This window comes from Rhizobium sp. RCC_161_2, assembly GCF_041355235.1.
Lineage (GTDB): Bacteria > Pseudomonadota > Alphaproteobacteria > Rhizobiales > Rhizobiaceae > Rhizobium.
On the sequence record NZ_JBFUPL010000002.1, the window covers coordinates 341518 to 356582 of the forward strand.

The 15065-nt window shown below is 61.7% G+C and carries 11 protein-coding genes; 5 read left to right on the forward strand and 6 right to left on the reverse strand.

Features of this window, described 5'->3' with window-relative positions:
• Positions 1-30 precede the first annotated feature (30 nt).
• Positions 31-6822 carry a hypothetical protein gene (locus AB6803_RS05765; protein ID WP_371107991.1) on the reverse strand — a complete coding sequence of 2264 codons (6792 nt, stop codon included), beginning with the start codon at positions 6820-6822 and terminating at the stop codon, positions 31-33.
• Positions 6823-7315: 493 nt separating this feature from the next.
• Here AB6803_RS05765 and AB6803_RS05770 point away from each other — a divergent pair, with 493 nt between their 5' ends.
• Positions 7316-7684 (forward strand): Hpt domain-containing protein, encoded by a 369-nt coding sequence (locus tag AB6803_RS05770; RefSeq protein ID WP_371107992.1) that lies wholly within the window; start codon positions 7316-7318, stop codon positions 7682-7684.
• Positions 7685-7833: 149 nt separating this feature from the next.
• On the forward strand, positions 7834-8154 hold the full coding sequence (locus tag AB6803_RS05775; RefSeq protein ID WP_371107993.1) for a 2Fe-2S iron-sulfur cluster-binding protein: 321 nt from the start codon (positions 7834-7836) through the stop codon (positions 8152-8154).
• Positions 8155-8527: 373 nt separating this feature from the next.
• Here the strand turns inward: AB6803_RS05775 and AB6803_RS05780 are convergent, their stop codons facing one another.
• A complete protein-coding gene (locus tag AB6803_RS05780; protein WP_371107994.1) occupies positions 8528-9148 on the reverse strand; it encodes a DUF922 domain-containing Zn-dependent protease in 621 nt (206 codons plus the stop codon).
• Positions 9149-9325: 177 nt separating this feature from the next.
• On the opposite strand from AB6803_RS05780, the gene folP reads away from it, so the two are divergent.
• The 3 genes from folP to folK are packed head-to-tail and all read left to right on the forward strand — an operon-like array spanning position 9326 to position 10993.
• Entirely contained in the window at positions 9326-10114 is a 789-nt protein-coding gene (gene folP / locus AB6803_RS05785; protein WP_371108334.1) for a dihydropteroate synthase, read from the forward strand.
• 5 nt (positions 10115-10119) lie between these two features.
• Positions 10120-10482 carry a dihydroneopterin aldolase gene (gene folB, locus AB6803_RS05790; RefSeq protein WP_007696397.1) on the forward strand — a complete coding sequence of 121 codons (363 nt, stop codon included), beginning with the start codon at positions 10120-10122 and terminating at the stop codon, positions 10480-10482.
• Positions 10475-10993 carry a 2-amino-4-hydroxy-6-hydroxymethyldihydropteridine diphosphokinase gene (gene folK, locus AB6803_RS05795; RefSeq protein WP_371108335.1) on the forward strand — a complete coding sequence of 173 codons (519 nt, stop codon included), beginning with the start codon at positions 10475-10477 and terminating at the stop codon, positions 10991-10993. The genes folB and folK overlap by 8 nt, the downstream gene beginning before the upstream one ends.
• Positions 10994-11057: 64 nt before the next feature.
• On the opposite strand, the gene AB6803_RS05800 is transcribed toward folK, so the two are convergent.
• The 4 genes from AB6803_RS05800 to AB6803_RS05815 form a co-directional block, all read right to left on the reverse strand.
• Positions 11058-11609 carry a hypothetical protein gene (locus tag AB6803_RS05800; protein ID WP_371107995.1) on the reverse strand — a complete coding sequence of 184 codons (552 nt, stop codon included), beginning with the start codon at positions 11607-11609 and terminating at the stop codon, positions 11058-11060.
• A gap of 112 nt (positions 11610-11721) precedes the next feature.
• Positions 11722-12810 (reverse strand): YcjF family protein, encoded by a 1089-nt coding sequence (locus AB6803_RS05805; RefSeq protein ID WP_371107996.1) that lies wholly within the window; start codon positions 12808-12810, stop codon positions 11722-11724.
• Entirely contained in the window at positions 12807-14282 is a 1476-nt protein-coding gene (locus AB6803_RS05810; RefSeq protein WP_371108336.1) for a YcjX family protein, read from the reverse strand. The genes AB6803_RS05805 and AB6803_RS05810 overlap by 4 nt, the downstream gene beginning before the upstream one ends.
• Before the next feature lie 126 nt (positions 14283-14408).
• The gene (locus AB6803_RS05815; RefSeq protein WP_371107997.1) at positions 14409-14900 is read right to left on the reverse strand and encodes a histidine phosphatase family protein; all 492 of its coding nucleotides are present in this window, start codon (positions 14898-14900) and stop codon (positions 14409-14411) included.
• Between the last annotated feature and the right edge of the window lie 165 nt (positions 14901-15065).

The following is a 15065-nucleotide window of genomic DNA, read 5'->3' on the forward strand; positions in this document are numbered from 1 at the left end:
ATTTTCTGTTTCGCTTATCGTTTTGACCAATCAGTTCAGGCGGCCCGCCGCGTGGGCCAGCATGGTGTAGACCTTGCCGGTGTCGGAGGTCAGGTAGGACTGGGTGACAGTGCGATCGCGGTCGGTGCGGGCGACGTCTGCCAAAAGCTTTTCGAAATCGGCGATGTAGCGATCGACGGCGGTGCGGAATTCCGGCTCGCGGTCGTACTTGCGCTTGATCTCGTCAAAGGTCTGCTGGCCCTTCAGCGTGTAGAGACGACGGGTGAAAACATCCCGCTCGCCGCGCTGATAGCGGCGCCACAGGTCGACCGAGGCGTCATGGTCGATGGCGCGGGCGATGTCGACGGAGAGCGAGTTCAGCGATTCCACCACATGGCGCGGATTGCGCGCTGCAGGGGTCGATTCCGTCGGCGTGCGAGGCGTCGCCTGACGCGCGGGCTGCAGGTCGGCATGTTCATCGCGCGATGCGCCGCGAAGAAGATCACTGATCCAGCCGCCGCCGGCCGTTTCCTGGCGGGCGGGAACCGGGGCTTCCGTCGGACGCGGCTGCGGGGCAGCCGGACGTTCCACGATGGTGCCGCGCAGGCCCAGAGCCTCGATCGAGGGCTGCTGCGGCTGCGGAGCCGGCTGTTGCGGGGCAGGCTGCTGAACAGCCTGCTGGGCGACCGGTGCCTGTGGAACGGGTTGCTGGGGCCGGGGAGTGGGAGCAGCAGCGGTTGGAGCAGGTGCTGCCGGGCGTGGACGTTGGGCTGGCTGCACGTCTGCGAGAGCACGGACCGTCGGCTCGGAGATTTCGAGGTGTTGCGTCGAGCGGCCGACGATCTGCGAAATGTCCTGCAGGGCCTTGATCTGTTCGGCCACGGCGCGGCGCATGGCGGCCGCACTTTCCTTGGCTTCTTCCGGCAGGTCGAAGGCACCGCGCTTCAGTTCGCTGCGGGTGAGGTCGAGCTCCCGGCGAATGTCGCCCGCCGAACGGCGGATTTCATCGGTTGCGCCGGAGAAGCGGCCGACAGCGTCGTCGACGGCAACACGCAGCGTTTCGCGGAGCTGCTGAGCGGCACCGTCCGAGGACTTGCCGGCTTCGGAGAGCATCTGTTCGACATCGGCAATCGAAGCCGAAAGGCCACCGCGAAGACGGTTCGTCAGATCGCCCGAGCGGCGCTCGGCATTGGCGAAGGTGCTCTCGATGGACTGGTTGGCCTCCTCGCCGGCCTTCTGCAGCGTGCCGCGCATAGCCTCTGCCGCCTCTTCGGCGCGCTTTTCCGCTTCGGAAAGAACGCGGCCGATGTCGGCGAAGGAGGACTGCACGCCCTGGCGCAGATTGCCGGTGACCTGGTTGGAGCGCTGCTCGGCGCGATCGAAGGCAGTTTCCACCATGCTGCCGAGGGCGCGCATGGTGTTCTCGATCTCTTCCGAACGCTGCACCAGGCCGATGGACAGGTTCTGCAGCGCGGTTTCGCGCTCTTCCAGCGTCGACACGAGGTTCGACTGCGCTGCACCCAGAAGCTGGGATGCCTGCGTCAGCACCTTGGAATGCTCGTCGAAGCGACCGATGATGCCGCCGACCTGCGCCAGCGTCTTGCCGGAGATGTCCGAAAGCTTGTCGACCTTGCCTTCGAGGAGACGGGTCGAAGCGGAGACCATCTCGCCGGCCTTCGATGCGGAATCGGCAAACTGGGCCGAGGTTGCGCTGAGGCGGCCGTCGACAGCGGCGAATTCCTGCGCCGCGTTGTTCAGCATGCCGACGATGGTCGAGTTGTTGTCCGCCAGCCGTTCGATAATGCCGTTGACGCTGGCAAGCAGGTTGTTCTCCAGCGAGCTGACGGTATGGGCGGTATGTTCTGTGCGAGCCGAAATCGCGGCGAGCGTATCGTTGGTGCGCGATGCGATGGCGTCGATCAGCGCTGCATTTTCCGCACGCAGGCGGTCGGTGCTTTCCTGGGCAGCCTGCGAGATCAGCGCTGCTGCTTCCTGGCCGGTTGCGGCGTAGCGGTCGACGATCGGGCGTGCCTTTTCATCGATCAGACGCGACAGTTCGGTGGAGCGGCCGGCGAGCATGGAATTGAGCTCGCGGGTGCGCTCGTCAAGTGAAGTGCGGATCGATGTGCCGCGGGCTTCCAGAGCCTTGTCGACATCGGCCAGCGTCGCATTGATCTCGTTGGCGCGCTCTTTCAGGTTGGAGCGGATTGCGTTGCTGCGCTCGTCGAGCGCGCGCTCGACCTGCGCCATGGTGGAGGCGATCTGTTCGCTGCCGCCGGCAAGCGTGTTGCGGATGGCAGAGCCACGGGCTTCCAGCGACTGTTCGGCGGAAGACAGGGCCTGCGAGATGGCGCTGACCTGGTTGCTGACCAGGGTCTCGGCTTCGGCGACCTTGTTGACGATCGCGTTGCCGGCTTCCGAGAAGGTCTGGGCGACGGCGGCAGCCTGGCTTGCCAGTCGATTATGCGTTTCGGAGACGCGGCCGACGATTTCTTCCGAACGCTCGCTCATGACGCGGGTAAAGGCGTCGCTGTGGTTGCCGAGGTCGTCGGCAAATTGCTGGCCGGTACGGGCAAGCAGATCGGCCGTACGTGTCGCTTCGCTGTCCATGCCCTGGGCGGCATCGGCGACGGCGGTGCGCAGCGTCGTGGCGAGGTTGGTGGCCTTGCCTTCGATGGTGCGGTTGACGGCTTCCAGACCGACATTGAGCGCCCGGTCCATGGTCGACAGGCGCTCTTCGATGCGGGCACTGCCGCTTTCGAGCGCCTGGTTCAGATGGGTCGTACGGCTGTCGAGTGCTTCGGCCAAGGTTGCCAGACGCTCGTCGAGTGCTGAGGTGAGGCGGGTCGCTGCATCGCCGCCGCTGCTGTCGATGCGCGCAGCGCCGCTTGCCAGCGTGTCGGACAGACGGTTGCCGGCGGCATCTACCTGGGCGGCAACGCCGCCGACGCCTTCATGGATACGATTTTCGAGGGTGGACAGGCTGGCCTCGACGCGCGAGCCGGTCTCGGCGAAACGGCTGGTCATACCGTCGATCGACTGGTTGAGGTTGGTCGAGAAGGTCTCGGCCGAACGCTGTATATCGCCTGCCGCCTGCTGAATACGGCCGGCAATATCGCCAGCACCGCTGTGCAGACGCTCTTCGAGTGTCTTTGCGCTGGCGTCGATGGTCTGGCGCAGCGAAGCCTCGCGATCCTCAAGCGACATTTCCAGCATGCTGGCGCTTGTGGCGATCGACGTTCCGATCGCAGTCGCCTGTTCCATAAGGGTATTGTCGATCTGGGCATGGGCGTCGCGGAGCGTCACGCTGATGGCGTTGCTGCGATCGTCCAAAGTGGAACGCATGCGTTCATAGGCGGAAGCAAGGTTCTCGTCCATCTGCGACAGGCCGGCGCCAAGCGCCTTTTCAACCCGTTCCGCCGAACCACCAACGACGCTTTCGATGCGGTCGCTGCTGCTGCCGAGCAGGCCGGAAAGCGCATCGGTATGGGCGGTGAGCGAACGGTCGAGGCGTTCCTGATTTTCGGTGTAGGCGGCGCGAATGGCGTCAGCCTTGTCACCAAAGGCACCGGCGACGCGAGATTCCGCGCCCGCAACGCTGTCAAGCAGGGCATTGGCACGAGCTTCGAGTGTGCTTTCGAAGCGGCTCTGGTTTTCAGCGAGCGAGATGGCGAATGCCATGCTCTTGTCGTCGAGTGTGTCGGTGAGCGCGGCATGGCCATAGTTGATCGACTGGGCGATCGCGTCTGCGCTGTTTGCCAGCGTTTCCTCGATCCGGGCCTGGTTGTCGGACAGGGCGATTGCGAGCGCCAGCGTCTTGTCGTCGAGGCTGCCGACGATCTTGTCATGGGTGCCGGCGACCGTGTTGGCGAGCGCATCCATCCGGCTGGAAAGCGAATTCTCCAAGCGCGCCTGCGTATCGGCCAGCGAGGCGGCCAGGGCGACGGCTTTCTGATCCAATGTGTCGGCAACGGCGTTGTGGTTGCCTGAGAAGGCGTTGGTGATCGCTTCGGCGCGATGAGCCAGCGTTTCCTCAAGGCGCGACTGGCCCTGGGTCAATGCGTCGGCGAGCGCCTTGGTCTTGCCGTCCAAGGTATTAGCGACCGCTTCGGCGTGGCCGGCGACGGTGTCGTCCAGCCGTGCCTGGCTCTCCGAAAGCGCAATGGCAAGCGCCATGGCCCGGTCGTCCAGAGTGTCGGCAATCTTGCTATGCGTGTCGGCCAGCGTGCTGGTCAGGCTCTCGGTGCGGCTGTGCAGGGTGTCTTCGATGCGCGACTGCCCTTCAGACAGCGCGATGGCAAGTGACATTGCCTTGTCGTCGAGCGTGTCGGCGATCTTGGCGTGCGTATCGGCCAATGTGCCGGTCAGAATCTCGGTGCGGTTGTTCAGCGTGTCTTCGATACGCGATTGGCCGTCGGAGAGTGCGATGGCAAGCGCCATGGCCTTGTCGTCCAGCGTGTCCGCGAGCTTGCTGTGAGTGTCGGCGACGGTATTGGCAAAGGTGTCGGCACGGCTCGCGAGGGTGTTTTCGAGACGAACCTGGCTTTCGGCCAGCGAACTCGTCAGCTTTGACGTGCGCTCATCGAGAGCCGATGTCAGGTTTTCATGCGTACCGCTAACCGCATTGATGATGCCTGCCGAACGGTCGGCCAAAGTCTGCTCGAAGCGCGTCTGATGATCGGAGAGGGCGCCGAATAGCGCGCTGCTGCGCTCGGCCATGACAGCATCGATATGCTCATGCGCGGAACCCAGCGCCTGGGTGATTTCGCCGGTGCGAGCAGAGAGCGTGTTGTTGATCTCGTTGGCGCGGCCGAGGAAGGTATTGGTCAGCTCGCTCGTGCCCTTGTTCAGCGCGGAGGAGATATCCGATGTGGCCGTCTGCAGGGACTTGGTGAACTCGCCGGAATGGGCTGCGAGTGTGTCGCTCAGTTCGGCGGAGCGGCCGGCAAAGGCCGAGGTGAGTTCTTCCGTACCGCTCTGGAGAGCAGTCGAGACATCGCGCGTCACGCCCTCAACGGCGGAGGTGAAGGCGCCTGCATGCGCGGCGAGGCTGGAGTTCATCTCGCTGGTGCCGGAGGTCAGGGCCGAGGAAATATGCGTCGTCGCTCCCTGGAGAGCGGTCGCGATTTCACCGGCCTTGTCGCCGATCGCACTTTCCAGCAGTTCCTGGCTAGTGGCAAACGTCGTCGCCAAGGCAAAGGACTGATCAGTCAGCGAAGAACCGAGGCGCTCGATGCTGGATGTCAGAATGCCGTCAATGGCATCCGAGCCGCCGCTCAGCGTCTCGTTGATCCGTGTCAGGCTCTCAGACAGCTTGCTGTCCAGCGAGCCGGCGCGTTTGTCGAAGGCGGAGGTAAATTCGGAGACGCGTTCGTCGAAGGTAGTCGAAAGATGCGCAACGGTCGACTGGAAGCGCTCCTCGAAGAAGCCGGAGCGAAGATCGATATCCATGATGGTATCGTCGGCCGTCGACTGCAGGCTCTGGCGGAAGCTCGCGCCCTTTTCGTCGAGGCTGCTGTTCAGCTTGGAGAGGACGGCGTCGAGCGTGCCGGTGATCGAGCGCTCGCTACCGGTCAGGCTCTCGCTGATTTCGCGGGTGCGGGCGACCAGCGTTTCGTTGAGCTGACGCGCACGCTCGTTGAGCGCGGTGTTCAGCTTTTCGGTATTGGCGTCGAGCGTCGATGCGCGCGTCTCGAATTGGCCCACCAGCTCCTTGCCGCGTTCGGCAAGGGTCGACGACAAAGATTCAAGGCGGGAGTCGAATTCCTGGCTCAGCGCGAAGCCGGACGCATTGAGGTTCTGCAGCAGGCTGTCGGTCTTGGCGGACAGCAAAGTGCCGAGCGCTTCCACGGCGGCATCGGATGTCTCCATCAGCGTGGCGGCGCGCGTGTCGATCATCGAGGCGAAAGCCTCGCCGGAGGTCGACAGGCGCACGGCAATTTCCTCGGTCGCCAGCGACAGGTCTTCGCGGATCTGCTCATGCACGCCGACGATGGACGAACGAATGCGCTCAGCATGGTTGACGATCGCGTCGCGTTCCGAGCCGAGTTCATGCACGAGGCCGCGTACGCGCAGCTCGTTATCGGCATAGCTGCGCTCGAGCGCGTTGACTTCGGTGTGAACCAGCGTCTCGAGTTCGGTGGCGCGGGCGATCGTCCGCTCGATGCCTTCGTTCATGGCCGAAACTTCGCGGCGCACGGCCTGGCCGACGGTCATGATGCGCTCAGAGGCGACGGTTTCGGGCTCGACAAGACGCAATGCCACCTCAGCCATGGAGCGGGCGGCGTTGCGCATGTCATGGGCGCGCGAAATCATCATGCCAAAGGCATAGAAGAGAAGGACGGGAACGATGATGCCGATCATGCACGCGATGAGGCCGGGAAGGGCGGCGACATCGGCAAATGTGCGGATATTACGGATCTGATCGCCGTAAAGCAGAAAGGCGAGGCCGGCGCCGCCGATGATCCAGAACAGCGAGACGATCGTGGCGTTGCGGACGGCGTTGCTTTGGGAGCCGCCATCGAGAGCTTTCAGGATGCTTGCCGGGCTGGCGCGGTTGGCGTCATTGGCCGGAGCAAAGACCGGGCTCCTCGGCGCTTCAGCCGGTCGAGCCGCTGCTGCGGCAGGGGGGGTGCTGCGCGCTGCGGATGCCTTGCGGGCTGCATCGTCATTGGGTTGTTTTGTAGGCGGATTCGATGGCTCAGACACTATTGCCTCCGGGGCATCTGGCGTTGAACCGCCGCGAGACTCCAAGCTATCCTCACTGAAATCGATCTGTAAAGCTTCGTCCAATGCTTGAAAGGCTTTGTCCTCGATCGACTCGATGTACTTTTTGTTCGCCATACGGTTACGCCTCGTTACAACTCAATCGGGCCTGCCGTGTCTTTTCCGGAAAATCCGCCACGTCCGGAAAAGACGAACCCTGCCTCCCGCGAGGTCACCCGTCTTCGACTGCTGTCGAGATGGATTTCCCATTACATTTCAGGGTGGATACCCGCTTTATCAAACGGAAGGTATGAAAACATTACCACTATCCACTCGTTGGGCAAAGGCATGTGCCAGAAACCCAATTTAAGAGTATCGTAGTGACACATTCCCCCAAGCGTGACAATTAATTCCACCGCCGGCTCATCACGACATTAAGCTGTTGTTAACATTTTTTAACCGCGGAAGCCGGTGAAAGTCTAAGAATTTAGCCATGTTTAACGCGCATTAACCATGTCGCGAGATTTGCGCCCTGAATGTGCCAAAATTTAACTTGATGGCCATCACCGGGCCGCAAGCTTGCGGCAGTTCCCAAAGAAGTCATAGATATAAAGTACGGGAGAGTTGGCACATGGCAGCATTGAATATCGCGTTCGAGGCGCCGGATAATTCGCGCGGCGCGGCGCCGTCGCGGGAACGGGCAATCGATCTGGTTCACCTGGCGAAGCAGACGATGGGCGACAAGGCACTGGAAGTGGAAGTGCTCCAGATGTTTGCCCGGCAGGCCCGGTCCTGTCTGCAGGAAATCAGCAGCGGCGACAGCAAGCGCGTCCGGGCTGCATCGCACCGGTTGAAGGGGGCTGCTAGTGCTGTCGGCGCATTCAAAGTGGCCGATGCCGCCAGTGCGCTCGAAAGCGATGCCGGCGACGCCTCCTGCATGGCGACGGTAACGACCAGCGTCATCGAGGCGGAGAATTTCATTCTCAAGCTGTCGCGTTGAACTGAGACGGCTGAAAATCACAGATTCTTGTCATTGCGCCGCCAAACGGTTTCAGCCGTTTCGGCGGCGCAAATGTTGACTGCCTCCGGGAATTGGTGGAAGAAAAATTCCGGATCATCCTTCACTCACGAATACCGGAATTCATTGACATGACCAAACTGACCATCGTTGCTTTCGACGGCACGCGTTTCGACCTCAATGCCGACGAAGGCTCCACCGTGATGGAGAACGCCGTTCGCAACTCCGTTCCCGGCATCGACGCCGAATGCGGCGGCGCCTGTGCCTGTGCCACCTGTCATGTCTATGTCGATGATGACTGGGTAGAGAAGGTCGGTGGTCCGCAGCCGATGGAAGAGGACATGCTGGATTTCGCCTTCGACGTCCGTCCGAGCTCGCGGCTCTCCTGTCAGATCAAGCTGACGCAGGCGCTCGACGGTCTCGTCGTGCATGTTCCCGAACGTCAGGCCTGATAGGCAGGCAATCTTTTCATGCTGTTGGCAAAAAGATGCCTCGCTCAGCTTGTCGCAGCGAGCGAGGCAAGGCGGGCGCATCACCAACAGGCAAGGGAGGAAACACCTGCGGTTTCAGGACGCGCCAGGAGAACACCTGGTATATTCATCAAGAGCAAAATTCTGACAGGTCTTCGCGAAAAGCTTTTCTCTTTTTCGCATTTCGATCCACCAGAATCGGATCAGCGCTGTAATTGACAGGAAAAACCTATTTCAGATTCTCGTAAAGTTCAAAGAACGAAACTGGTGAACGATTCACAGGTAATAGTGACAGTTTTCACACAGTTGGCTGTGATCAAAGCGTGATTTTGGTGGAAAACCGCCGTGGCAACCCTTATTCGCCACGCCGCTGGCTGCGATAAGTCAACAGCCGCTGCATGCGGTTCTGGAAATTCAGTGCCTCGATTCGGTCGAAGCGGGCCTGATCCTTGTCATGGAGTTCGGTTTCCCGAGCGGTGACGTCGTTTGCCTTGTCCTGAAGCGTATCGCAATTCTTGGCCGGGGGCAGAGCGAGTATGCCTTGTTCCATTCGGCGCGCATGCTGGCGCGCGATGTCGACATGCCGGTCCTCGTGGCGCCGGATATCCGCCGAGAGCGTATCCCAGATCATGGACAGTTGCCGGCTTGCATGCCGGCGATCGCGCCAGCGCGGCAGGATGATTTCGGTGTCGACCGTGACCTTGACGCCGGCGATATGACAACGTCCGTCTCTTTGCTCATAGGTGGCATTGCCGCCGAAGCGGATTTTCGTAGCGCCGGGATGATGGCTGCTGGAGCCCATGGCAACTGGCCCGCGCGCATTCAACGCTGCATCGAGCGTATCGGCACTGTTGCCCTTAATGTCGAAATAAGAGACGGATTTGCGGGCAATCACCTCCGCTTTCGCCACACCGGAAATGCCGCACAGAAGCAACAGGATGAGCGGAACGCGGATGTGGCGGGATGCAAACGGCATTCATGCTGCTACCAGTTGAACTTCGATCAAGCTTGCGGCATAGCCACTGCGAGCGCAATATCGGGCGCGAGGTTTTTTCATTTTCAATGGGATGGATGGTTCGTGACGGAGCTTCGCAGCCATAGCTGGCATGTCGCGCACGGGCGCAGGCTCGACCTTGGCGAGCACGGCGTCATCATGGCGATCGTCAATGTAACGCCGGATTCCTTTTCCGACGGCGGCCACTATGAGGCTGTCGATGCGGCGGTCGCCCATGCACTTGCCTGCGTCGAGGAGGGAGCTGATATCATCGATATCGGTGGAGAGTCGACGAAGCCGAACGCGGACGCCGTCAGTGCCACGGAAGAGCAGGGGCGGGTACTGCCGGTCATTGAGGCGCTGCGTGGCAAGACGGATGCGCTGATCTCCATCGACACCTATCGCGCCGATACGGCACGGCTGGCGATCGGCGCAGGCGCCCATATTGTCAACGACGTCTTCGGTCTGCAGCGTGAGCCGGAGATCGCCGCGTTGGCGGCGCAGACGGGCGCGGGGCTCTGCATCATGCACACCGGCCGCGACCGGCAGAAGCTCACCGATGTCATCGACGACCAGGTGCTGTTTTTGAGCCGATCGCTCGATATCGCCGCCGCGGCTGGCGTGGACAGACAGAACATCGTGCTCGATCCCGGCTTCGGCTTCGCCAAGGATACTGAGGAGAATCTGGAGCTGATGGCGCGCTTTACCGCGCTGCTGCGCTTCGAACTGCCCCTGTTGGCCGGCACTTCGCGCAAGCGTTTCGTCGGCGCTGTCACCGGGCGGGAGGCGCAGGACAGAGATGTGGGAACGGCGGCGACCAGCGCCATATTGCGTTTGCAGGGCGCCGCAATTTTTCGGGTACACAATGTCGCAATTAACAGGGATGCACTGGCGGTCGCGGATGCTATCCTTAGGACACGGGCGAAATTAGGCGGCAGGACGCCATAAGCGATATGATCTACACCATCACCCTTCAGAACTGTGCCTTCTTTGCCCGCCATGGCGTGCATGACGAAGAGGAATTCCTCGGCCAGCGCTTCTTCGTCGATGCCGAACTCGATGTCGATGGCGGCGATGCGCTGGATCGGGATTCGATCGGCGATACCGTCAATTACGGCATTGCCTTCAGCGTCATCGAGGAAATCGTTACCGGTCGCCGCCGCTATCTGATCGAGGCGCTGGCGCTCGACGTCGCCAAGGAATTGTGTCGGCGGTTTCCGAATATTCGTCGGGCGAAGATTACGGTACGCAAGCCCAACGCGCCGGTTCCGGGCGTTCTTGATTATGTGCAGGTGAGCGTTGAACACTTTGCCTGAAGCCGGCTTTTCGCGCGCTACTCTCGGCCTTGGCGGTAACCTCGATAATCCGGTGCGGGCCATGGCGCTCGCCTTGCGGACACTGGACGCGCGCGCCGACTGCCGTGTTGCCGCGGTTTCGCGGGTCTATCGTACGCCGCCATGGGGCAAGACCGATCAATCGTTCTTCTATAATTCCTGTGCCGCCGTCGATACGACACTGTCGCCGGAAGCATTGCTCGATGTCTGCCTGGATATCGAACGCGAGATGAAGCGGGTGCGCCTCGAGCGCTGGGGGCCGCGTACCATCGACATCGATGTCCTGACCTATGGCGACATTGAGCAGATAGAACCGCTGCTGACGATCCCGCATCCGCGGATGACCGAGCGGGGATTCGTGCTGATGCCGCTTGCGGATTTTGCCGCTGATCTCGTGGTCAAGGGGCGAACGGTGAAGGATTGGCTGGGCGCGGTGGATGTGCAGGGGATCGAGATCGCGGATGAAAACCGCGATTGGTGGCGTTCCGCCTGACGCGGAAACGTAAAAGCCGGCATATCAATGCCGGCTTTTCCAGAAATAGCGATGGGCCAGGGTTCTACTCAATCGATCCCACGGCCATCTGATCGACATCGGCGCGTTGCAGCGTGACGCCGATCACCGGTACCATCTGTTCGCCGACCTTGACCGAGATCGTGACATTCATCGACTTCTTGTCGGTGACGCGTGCGATCATGGCGCCGTTCAGCTTCTGGCGATTGAGGCCGAGGACCACTGTGCCATCGCTGACGGTGCCCGAGGTGACATCGAGGCCTTTGCCCGCCGCTCCGTCCAGGAACTTCCCACTGTAGCTGGCGCCGTTCTGGGTGATTTCGGCGGACATCGGCTGCTGGAAGACGCCGACGCGGCAGGTGCCGTCGAGCTTCACGCCGGCCGAGCTGCCATCGAGCGCCTGACCGGTCAGATTGCAGGTGAACTTCGTACCCTTGTATTTGCCGGCGACGATCTCGCCCGGGCCGCGCCAGGAGCCGGCGACGGACTGGAAGAAGGCCTTATCACGGGATCCCGCATCGGCTGAATGTACCCAGGCACCTAAGGAAAGGGCCGCGGCGGCAAAGCCGCTTACAAGAAGAAACTGGCGCGAAAACATGGACATTCCCTAACGAAGAGGAACCTGAAACTGGTGTCCACTTTTGCCTTAGAATGGTTAATGCTTGGTTTCTTATGGAGGAGAAAGCCGCTTTCGCAGGTGTTTACAGCATTCAGCGGCCGGTGATGTTCGGGGCTAGGTCTCCGACGAAATCGCCGATGCCTGGCCGTTTCAATGCCTTGAAGGATAGGGGCCGGCAAAGATCCATGGCGGCAATGCCGATGCGTGCCGTCATCATGCCATTGACGACGCCTTCGCCCAGCCGGGCGGAGAGTTTCGAGGCAAGGCCATGGCCGATCAACTGCTGCACGATGCTGTCGCCAACGGCGATGGAGCCGGTTACGGCGAGGTGGGCGAGCACGTCGCGCATCAGCTTGAGCATGCCGAGCCCGCCGGGCCTGCCGCCGTAAAGCTCCGCCATGGCGCGGACAAGCTTGGCTGATTCGTAGAGGACGTAGAGGATATCGACGAGCGCGCGCGGGCTGACGGCGGTGACGACGGAGACGCGTTTCGACGCGCCCAGAATGAGCGCGCGGGCGCTGCGATCGAGTGGGCCGAGCAGCTCGCGTTCGGCAAGGTCGATAAGGTGCGGCGCGTCGATGATATCGTCTTCGGCAGCTTTCAGCGTGGCGCGACCTTTCGCAGTTGCCGGATTGGCTTCCAGGAGGGTGCAGAGACGCTGGACCAGCGCTTTCGCGCGCGCTGGGCGCGTCTCGATGACAGCGGCGTCAGCCTCCGCCTTGATCGTCTGTACTGCCGCAAGCCGCATCATGCCGGCCGTTTCGCGGACAACGATGGCAAGAACTGCGAGGATGCCGACGGCGAGCACGGTCAGTGCCGTATAGCCGAGCCAGTCGGCGCGGCTGAACAGGTTGCGAATCAATTCGTCGGTCCACAGGCCGAAGGCGAGCGACACGAGAATGCCGAAGGCGCTAAGGGCGACCTTGCCGAAGGAGAATCTGCGGCGGCGCGGCGCGGCAATGGCCGCCTCGGTTTCGGATGCGGAGAGGGCAGGATTGAGGAACGGATCCTCCTCATCCGGCGTCAGAACGATTTCGGTGTCGAAGCTCTGCGGCTTGCGGCGCGGCGTCTCAGGTGCCGTTTTGGTATGTGCACCATCCTTTGGCGCCTCCGGCTCCAGCGAAAAGGCGGCGGGACGGCGGGCAAGACCCTTTGGGTCGTCTTCTGTCGGCTTCGTCATGCGAGGCGGTCTCCGAACAGGAACTGCATGGCGCGGTCGAGGCGGATATGCGGCACGGAGAGTTTGATACCGCCGCCGGTTTCGTCCAGCTCCGGCGGACGAAACCGGACCACGTTCACCTCGGGCAGATGGACATTTGTCGCGCCGGGGTCAAGCGCATCGAACAGCCATTGCGGATTTTCCGGCAGGTCGCCGGGAAAGACCGCCGTCTTGCGATTGCCGTCGAAGCGTTCGCCGCCGATGGTTTCCGCATCCATGGGGGTGCCGACGATAACGGGCAGGGTATGGCCGTCGCGTTTCACCGTTGCCTCGCGGGTGGCGCGCACCGAAGCGATCGCCATGACGTCGATGCCGGCGCCGGCCATGCCGATGCGGTCGATGGCGCGCTCGACAAGGCGGCGGGTCAAAGCTTCAAGCCGGTCATGGCTTTCGTGATGGAGGTGATCGGCCTTGGTCGCGGCGACCAGCACGCGGTCGATGCGACGGCCGAGCAGGGACGATAGCAAGGAATTGGTGCCGGGACGGAAACAGGCAAGCACATCGGTCAACGCGCGCTCGAGATCCTGCACGGCTTCAGGGCCACGATTGATCGCCTGCAACGCGTCGACAAGCACGATCTGCCGGTCCAGCCGGGCGAAATGTTCGCGGAAGAAGGGTTTGACCACGACGGATTTATAAGCCTCGTAGCGCCGCTCCATCATGGCCCAGAGCGATCCCTTCTGCGCAATGGTTTCGTTTGCGGGAATCAACGGAGCGAAAGTGAGCGCCGGCGAGCCGTCGAGGTCGCCGGGAAGCAGGAAGCGGCCGGGCGGCAAGGTCGATAGCGAGCGTTCATCGGATTTACACGCCTTGAGATAGTCGGCAAAGGCAGTCGCGAGGTCTCGCGCCGTCATCTCGTTCGCCGGTGCGGCAATGTCGGTTACTTGCGTCAGCGCCAGCCATTTTTGAGAGAGTTCGGCACGCACGCCAGTCTGCGCCAGCGCCAGCGTTTCCTCGCTGAAAGTGCGGAAATCCTTGGCGAGCAGCGGCAGATCGAGCAGCCATTCGCCGGGATAGTCGACGATGTCGATGGAAAGGCGGCCGGGCGAGAACAGCCGGTTCCAGCCGCTGGCGCTCTGGTAATCCAGCGTGATGCGCAGCTCCGAGATCGCTCGCGTCGAATCAGGCCAGATACGCTCCTTCACCAGCGCACGAATGTGGTCCTCATACTGGAAGCGCGGCACGGCGTCGTCCGGCTGCGGTTCAGGGCGAACGGCGGAGACGCGGCCGGATTGTACCGGCTCGAACAGCGGCAGGCGGCCGCCATTCAGAAGATTGTGCACCAGGGAGGAAATGAAAACGGTCTTGCCGGAGCGCGAGAGGCCGGTGACGCCAAGCCGAATCGTCGGATTGACGAGGCCCGTTGTGCGGTCGACGAGGTTGTCGAAGGCGATGCGGGCGTCGTCCGTGAAGGAGGTCAGGCTTGGCGGCAAGGCGGGATCCCTGAATGACAGCGTCGTCGTCAATATAGGAAGCAATGCAAGCGCCGAAAAGATGATCAGGCTTTATAGATCAAAACTCGCTAAATCATCGCCTGGCCTGATATTTTCCAACTGGTCCTATTCGGTGATGAATTCCGTCAGGATCCAGCCGGAGGATGTGGCGTCGATTACGGCGAGACCGGCGGTCGGAAAGCCGGCGGGCAGGGCGGCGACCAGCGCGTCATGGCCGATCAGGGCTTCGAGTGTCTGCTCGATGATCGGGTTGTGCCCGACCAGCATCACCGATTCCTCGGTCACCTGCGAGGAGATGATTTCCAGATAGACGTCCAGCGTCGCATTGTAGAGCGCGTCGACGAAACGGAATTCGGGAGGCGGGGTCATGGCGCGGCGGACGGCGTCGGCGGTCTGGCGACAGCGGAGCGCTGTCGAGGAGATGACGAGATCCGGCTTATAATCCTTGTCGGCGGCCTTGTCGGCAACGATCTCGGCGTCGGCATAGCCATCGTCGCTCAGCGGTCGGTCGAAATCCCGCTGGCCGGGGGCGGCGTGCTGAGCCTTGGCGTGACGTAAGAGGTAAATCCTGGAAGGTGGCGGTGAGATGCTGGTCATGGCAAAATTCCCATGCTGAATTTATCCTTTGACGTATCGTTTCATCCCATGCGCCGTCAACTGCGGAACTATTGGTGATACGGGGACTTAGCGACCCCTCACGCCAAGGTTACGGCAACAGCACAATTTCGATATTGCAAGAATATGATGAAAAAATAGACTGTT

Excerpts from the sequence above, each read along its gene's own strand:
- AB6803_RS05805 (WP_371107996.1), bottom strand. The coding sequence starts at position 12,810 with ATGACGAAGCCGACAGAAGACGACCCAAAGGGTCTTGCCCGCCGTCCC.
- folB (WP_007696397.1), top strand. The coding sequence starts at position 10,120 with ATGATCTACACCATCACCCTTCAGAACTGTGCCTTCTTTGCCCGCCAT.
- AB6803_RS05780 (WP_371107994.1), bottom strand. The coding sequence starts at position 9,148 with ATGCCGTTTGCATCCCGCCACATCCGCGTTCCGCTCATCCTGTTGCTT.
- AB6803_RS05765 (WP_371107991.1), bottom strand. The coding sequence starts at position 6,822 with ATGGCGAACAAAAAGTACATCGAGTCGATCGAGGACAAAGCCTTTCAA.
- folP (WP_371108334.1), top strand. The coding sequence starts at position 9,326 with ATGGCGATCGTCAATGTAACGCCGGATTCCTTTTCCGACGGCGGCCAC.
- AB6803_RS05770 (WP_371107992.1), top strand. The coding sequence starts at position 7,316 with ATGGCAGCATTGAATATCGCGTTCGAGGCGCCGGATAATTCGCGCGGC.
- AB6803_RS05815 (WP_371107997.1), bottom strand. The coding sequence starts at position 14,900 with ATGACCAGCATCTCACCGCCACCTTCCAGGATTTACCTCTTACGTCAC.
- AB6803_RS05800 (WP_371107995.1), bottom strand. The coding sequence starts at position 11,609 with ATGTTTTCGCGCCAGTTTCTTCTTGTAAGCGGCTTTGCCGCCGCGGCC.
- AB6803_RS05775 (WP_371107993.1), top strand. The coding sequence starts at position 7,834 with ATGACCAAACTGACCATCGTTGCTTTCGACGGCACGCGTTTCGACCTC.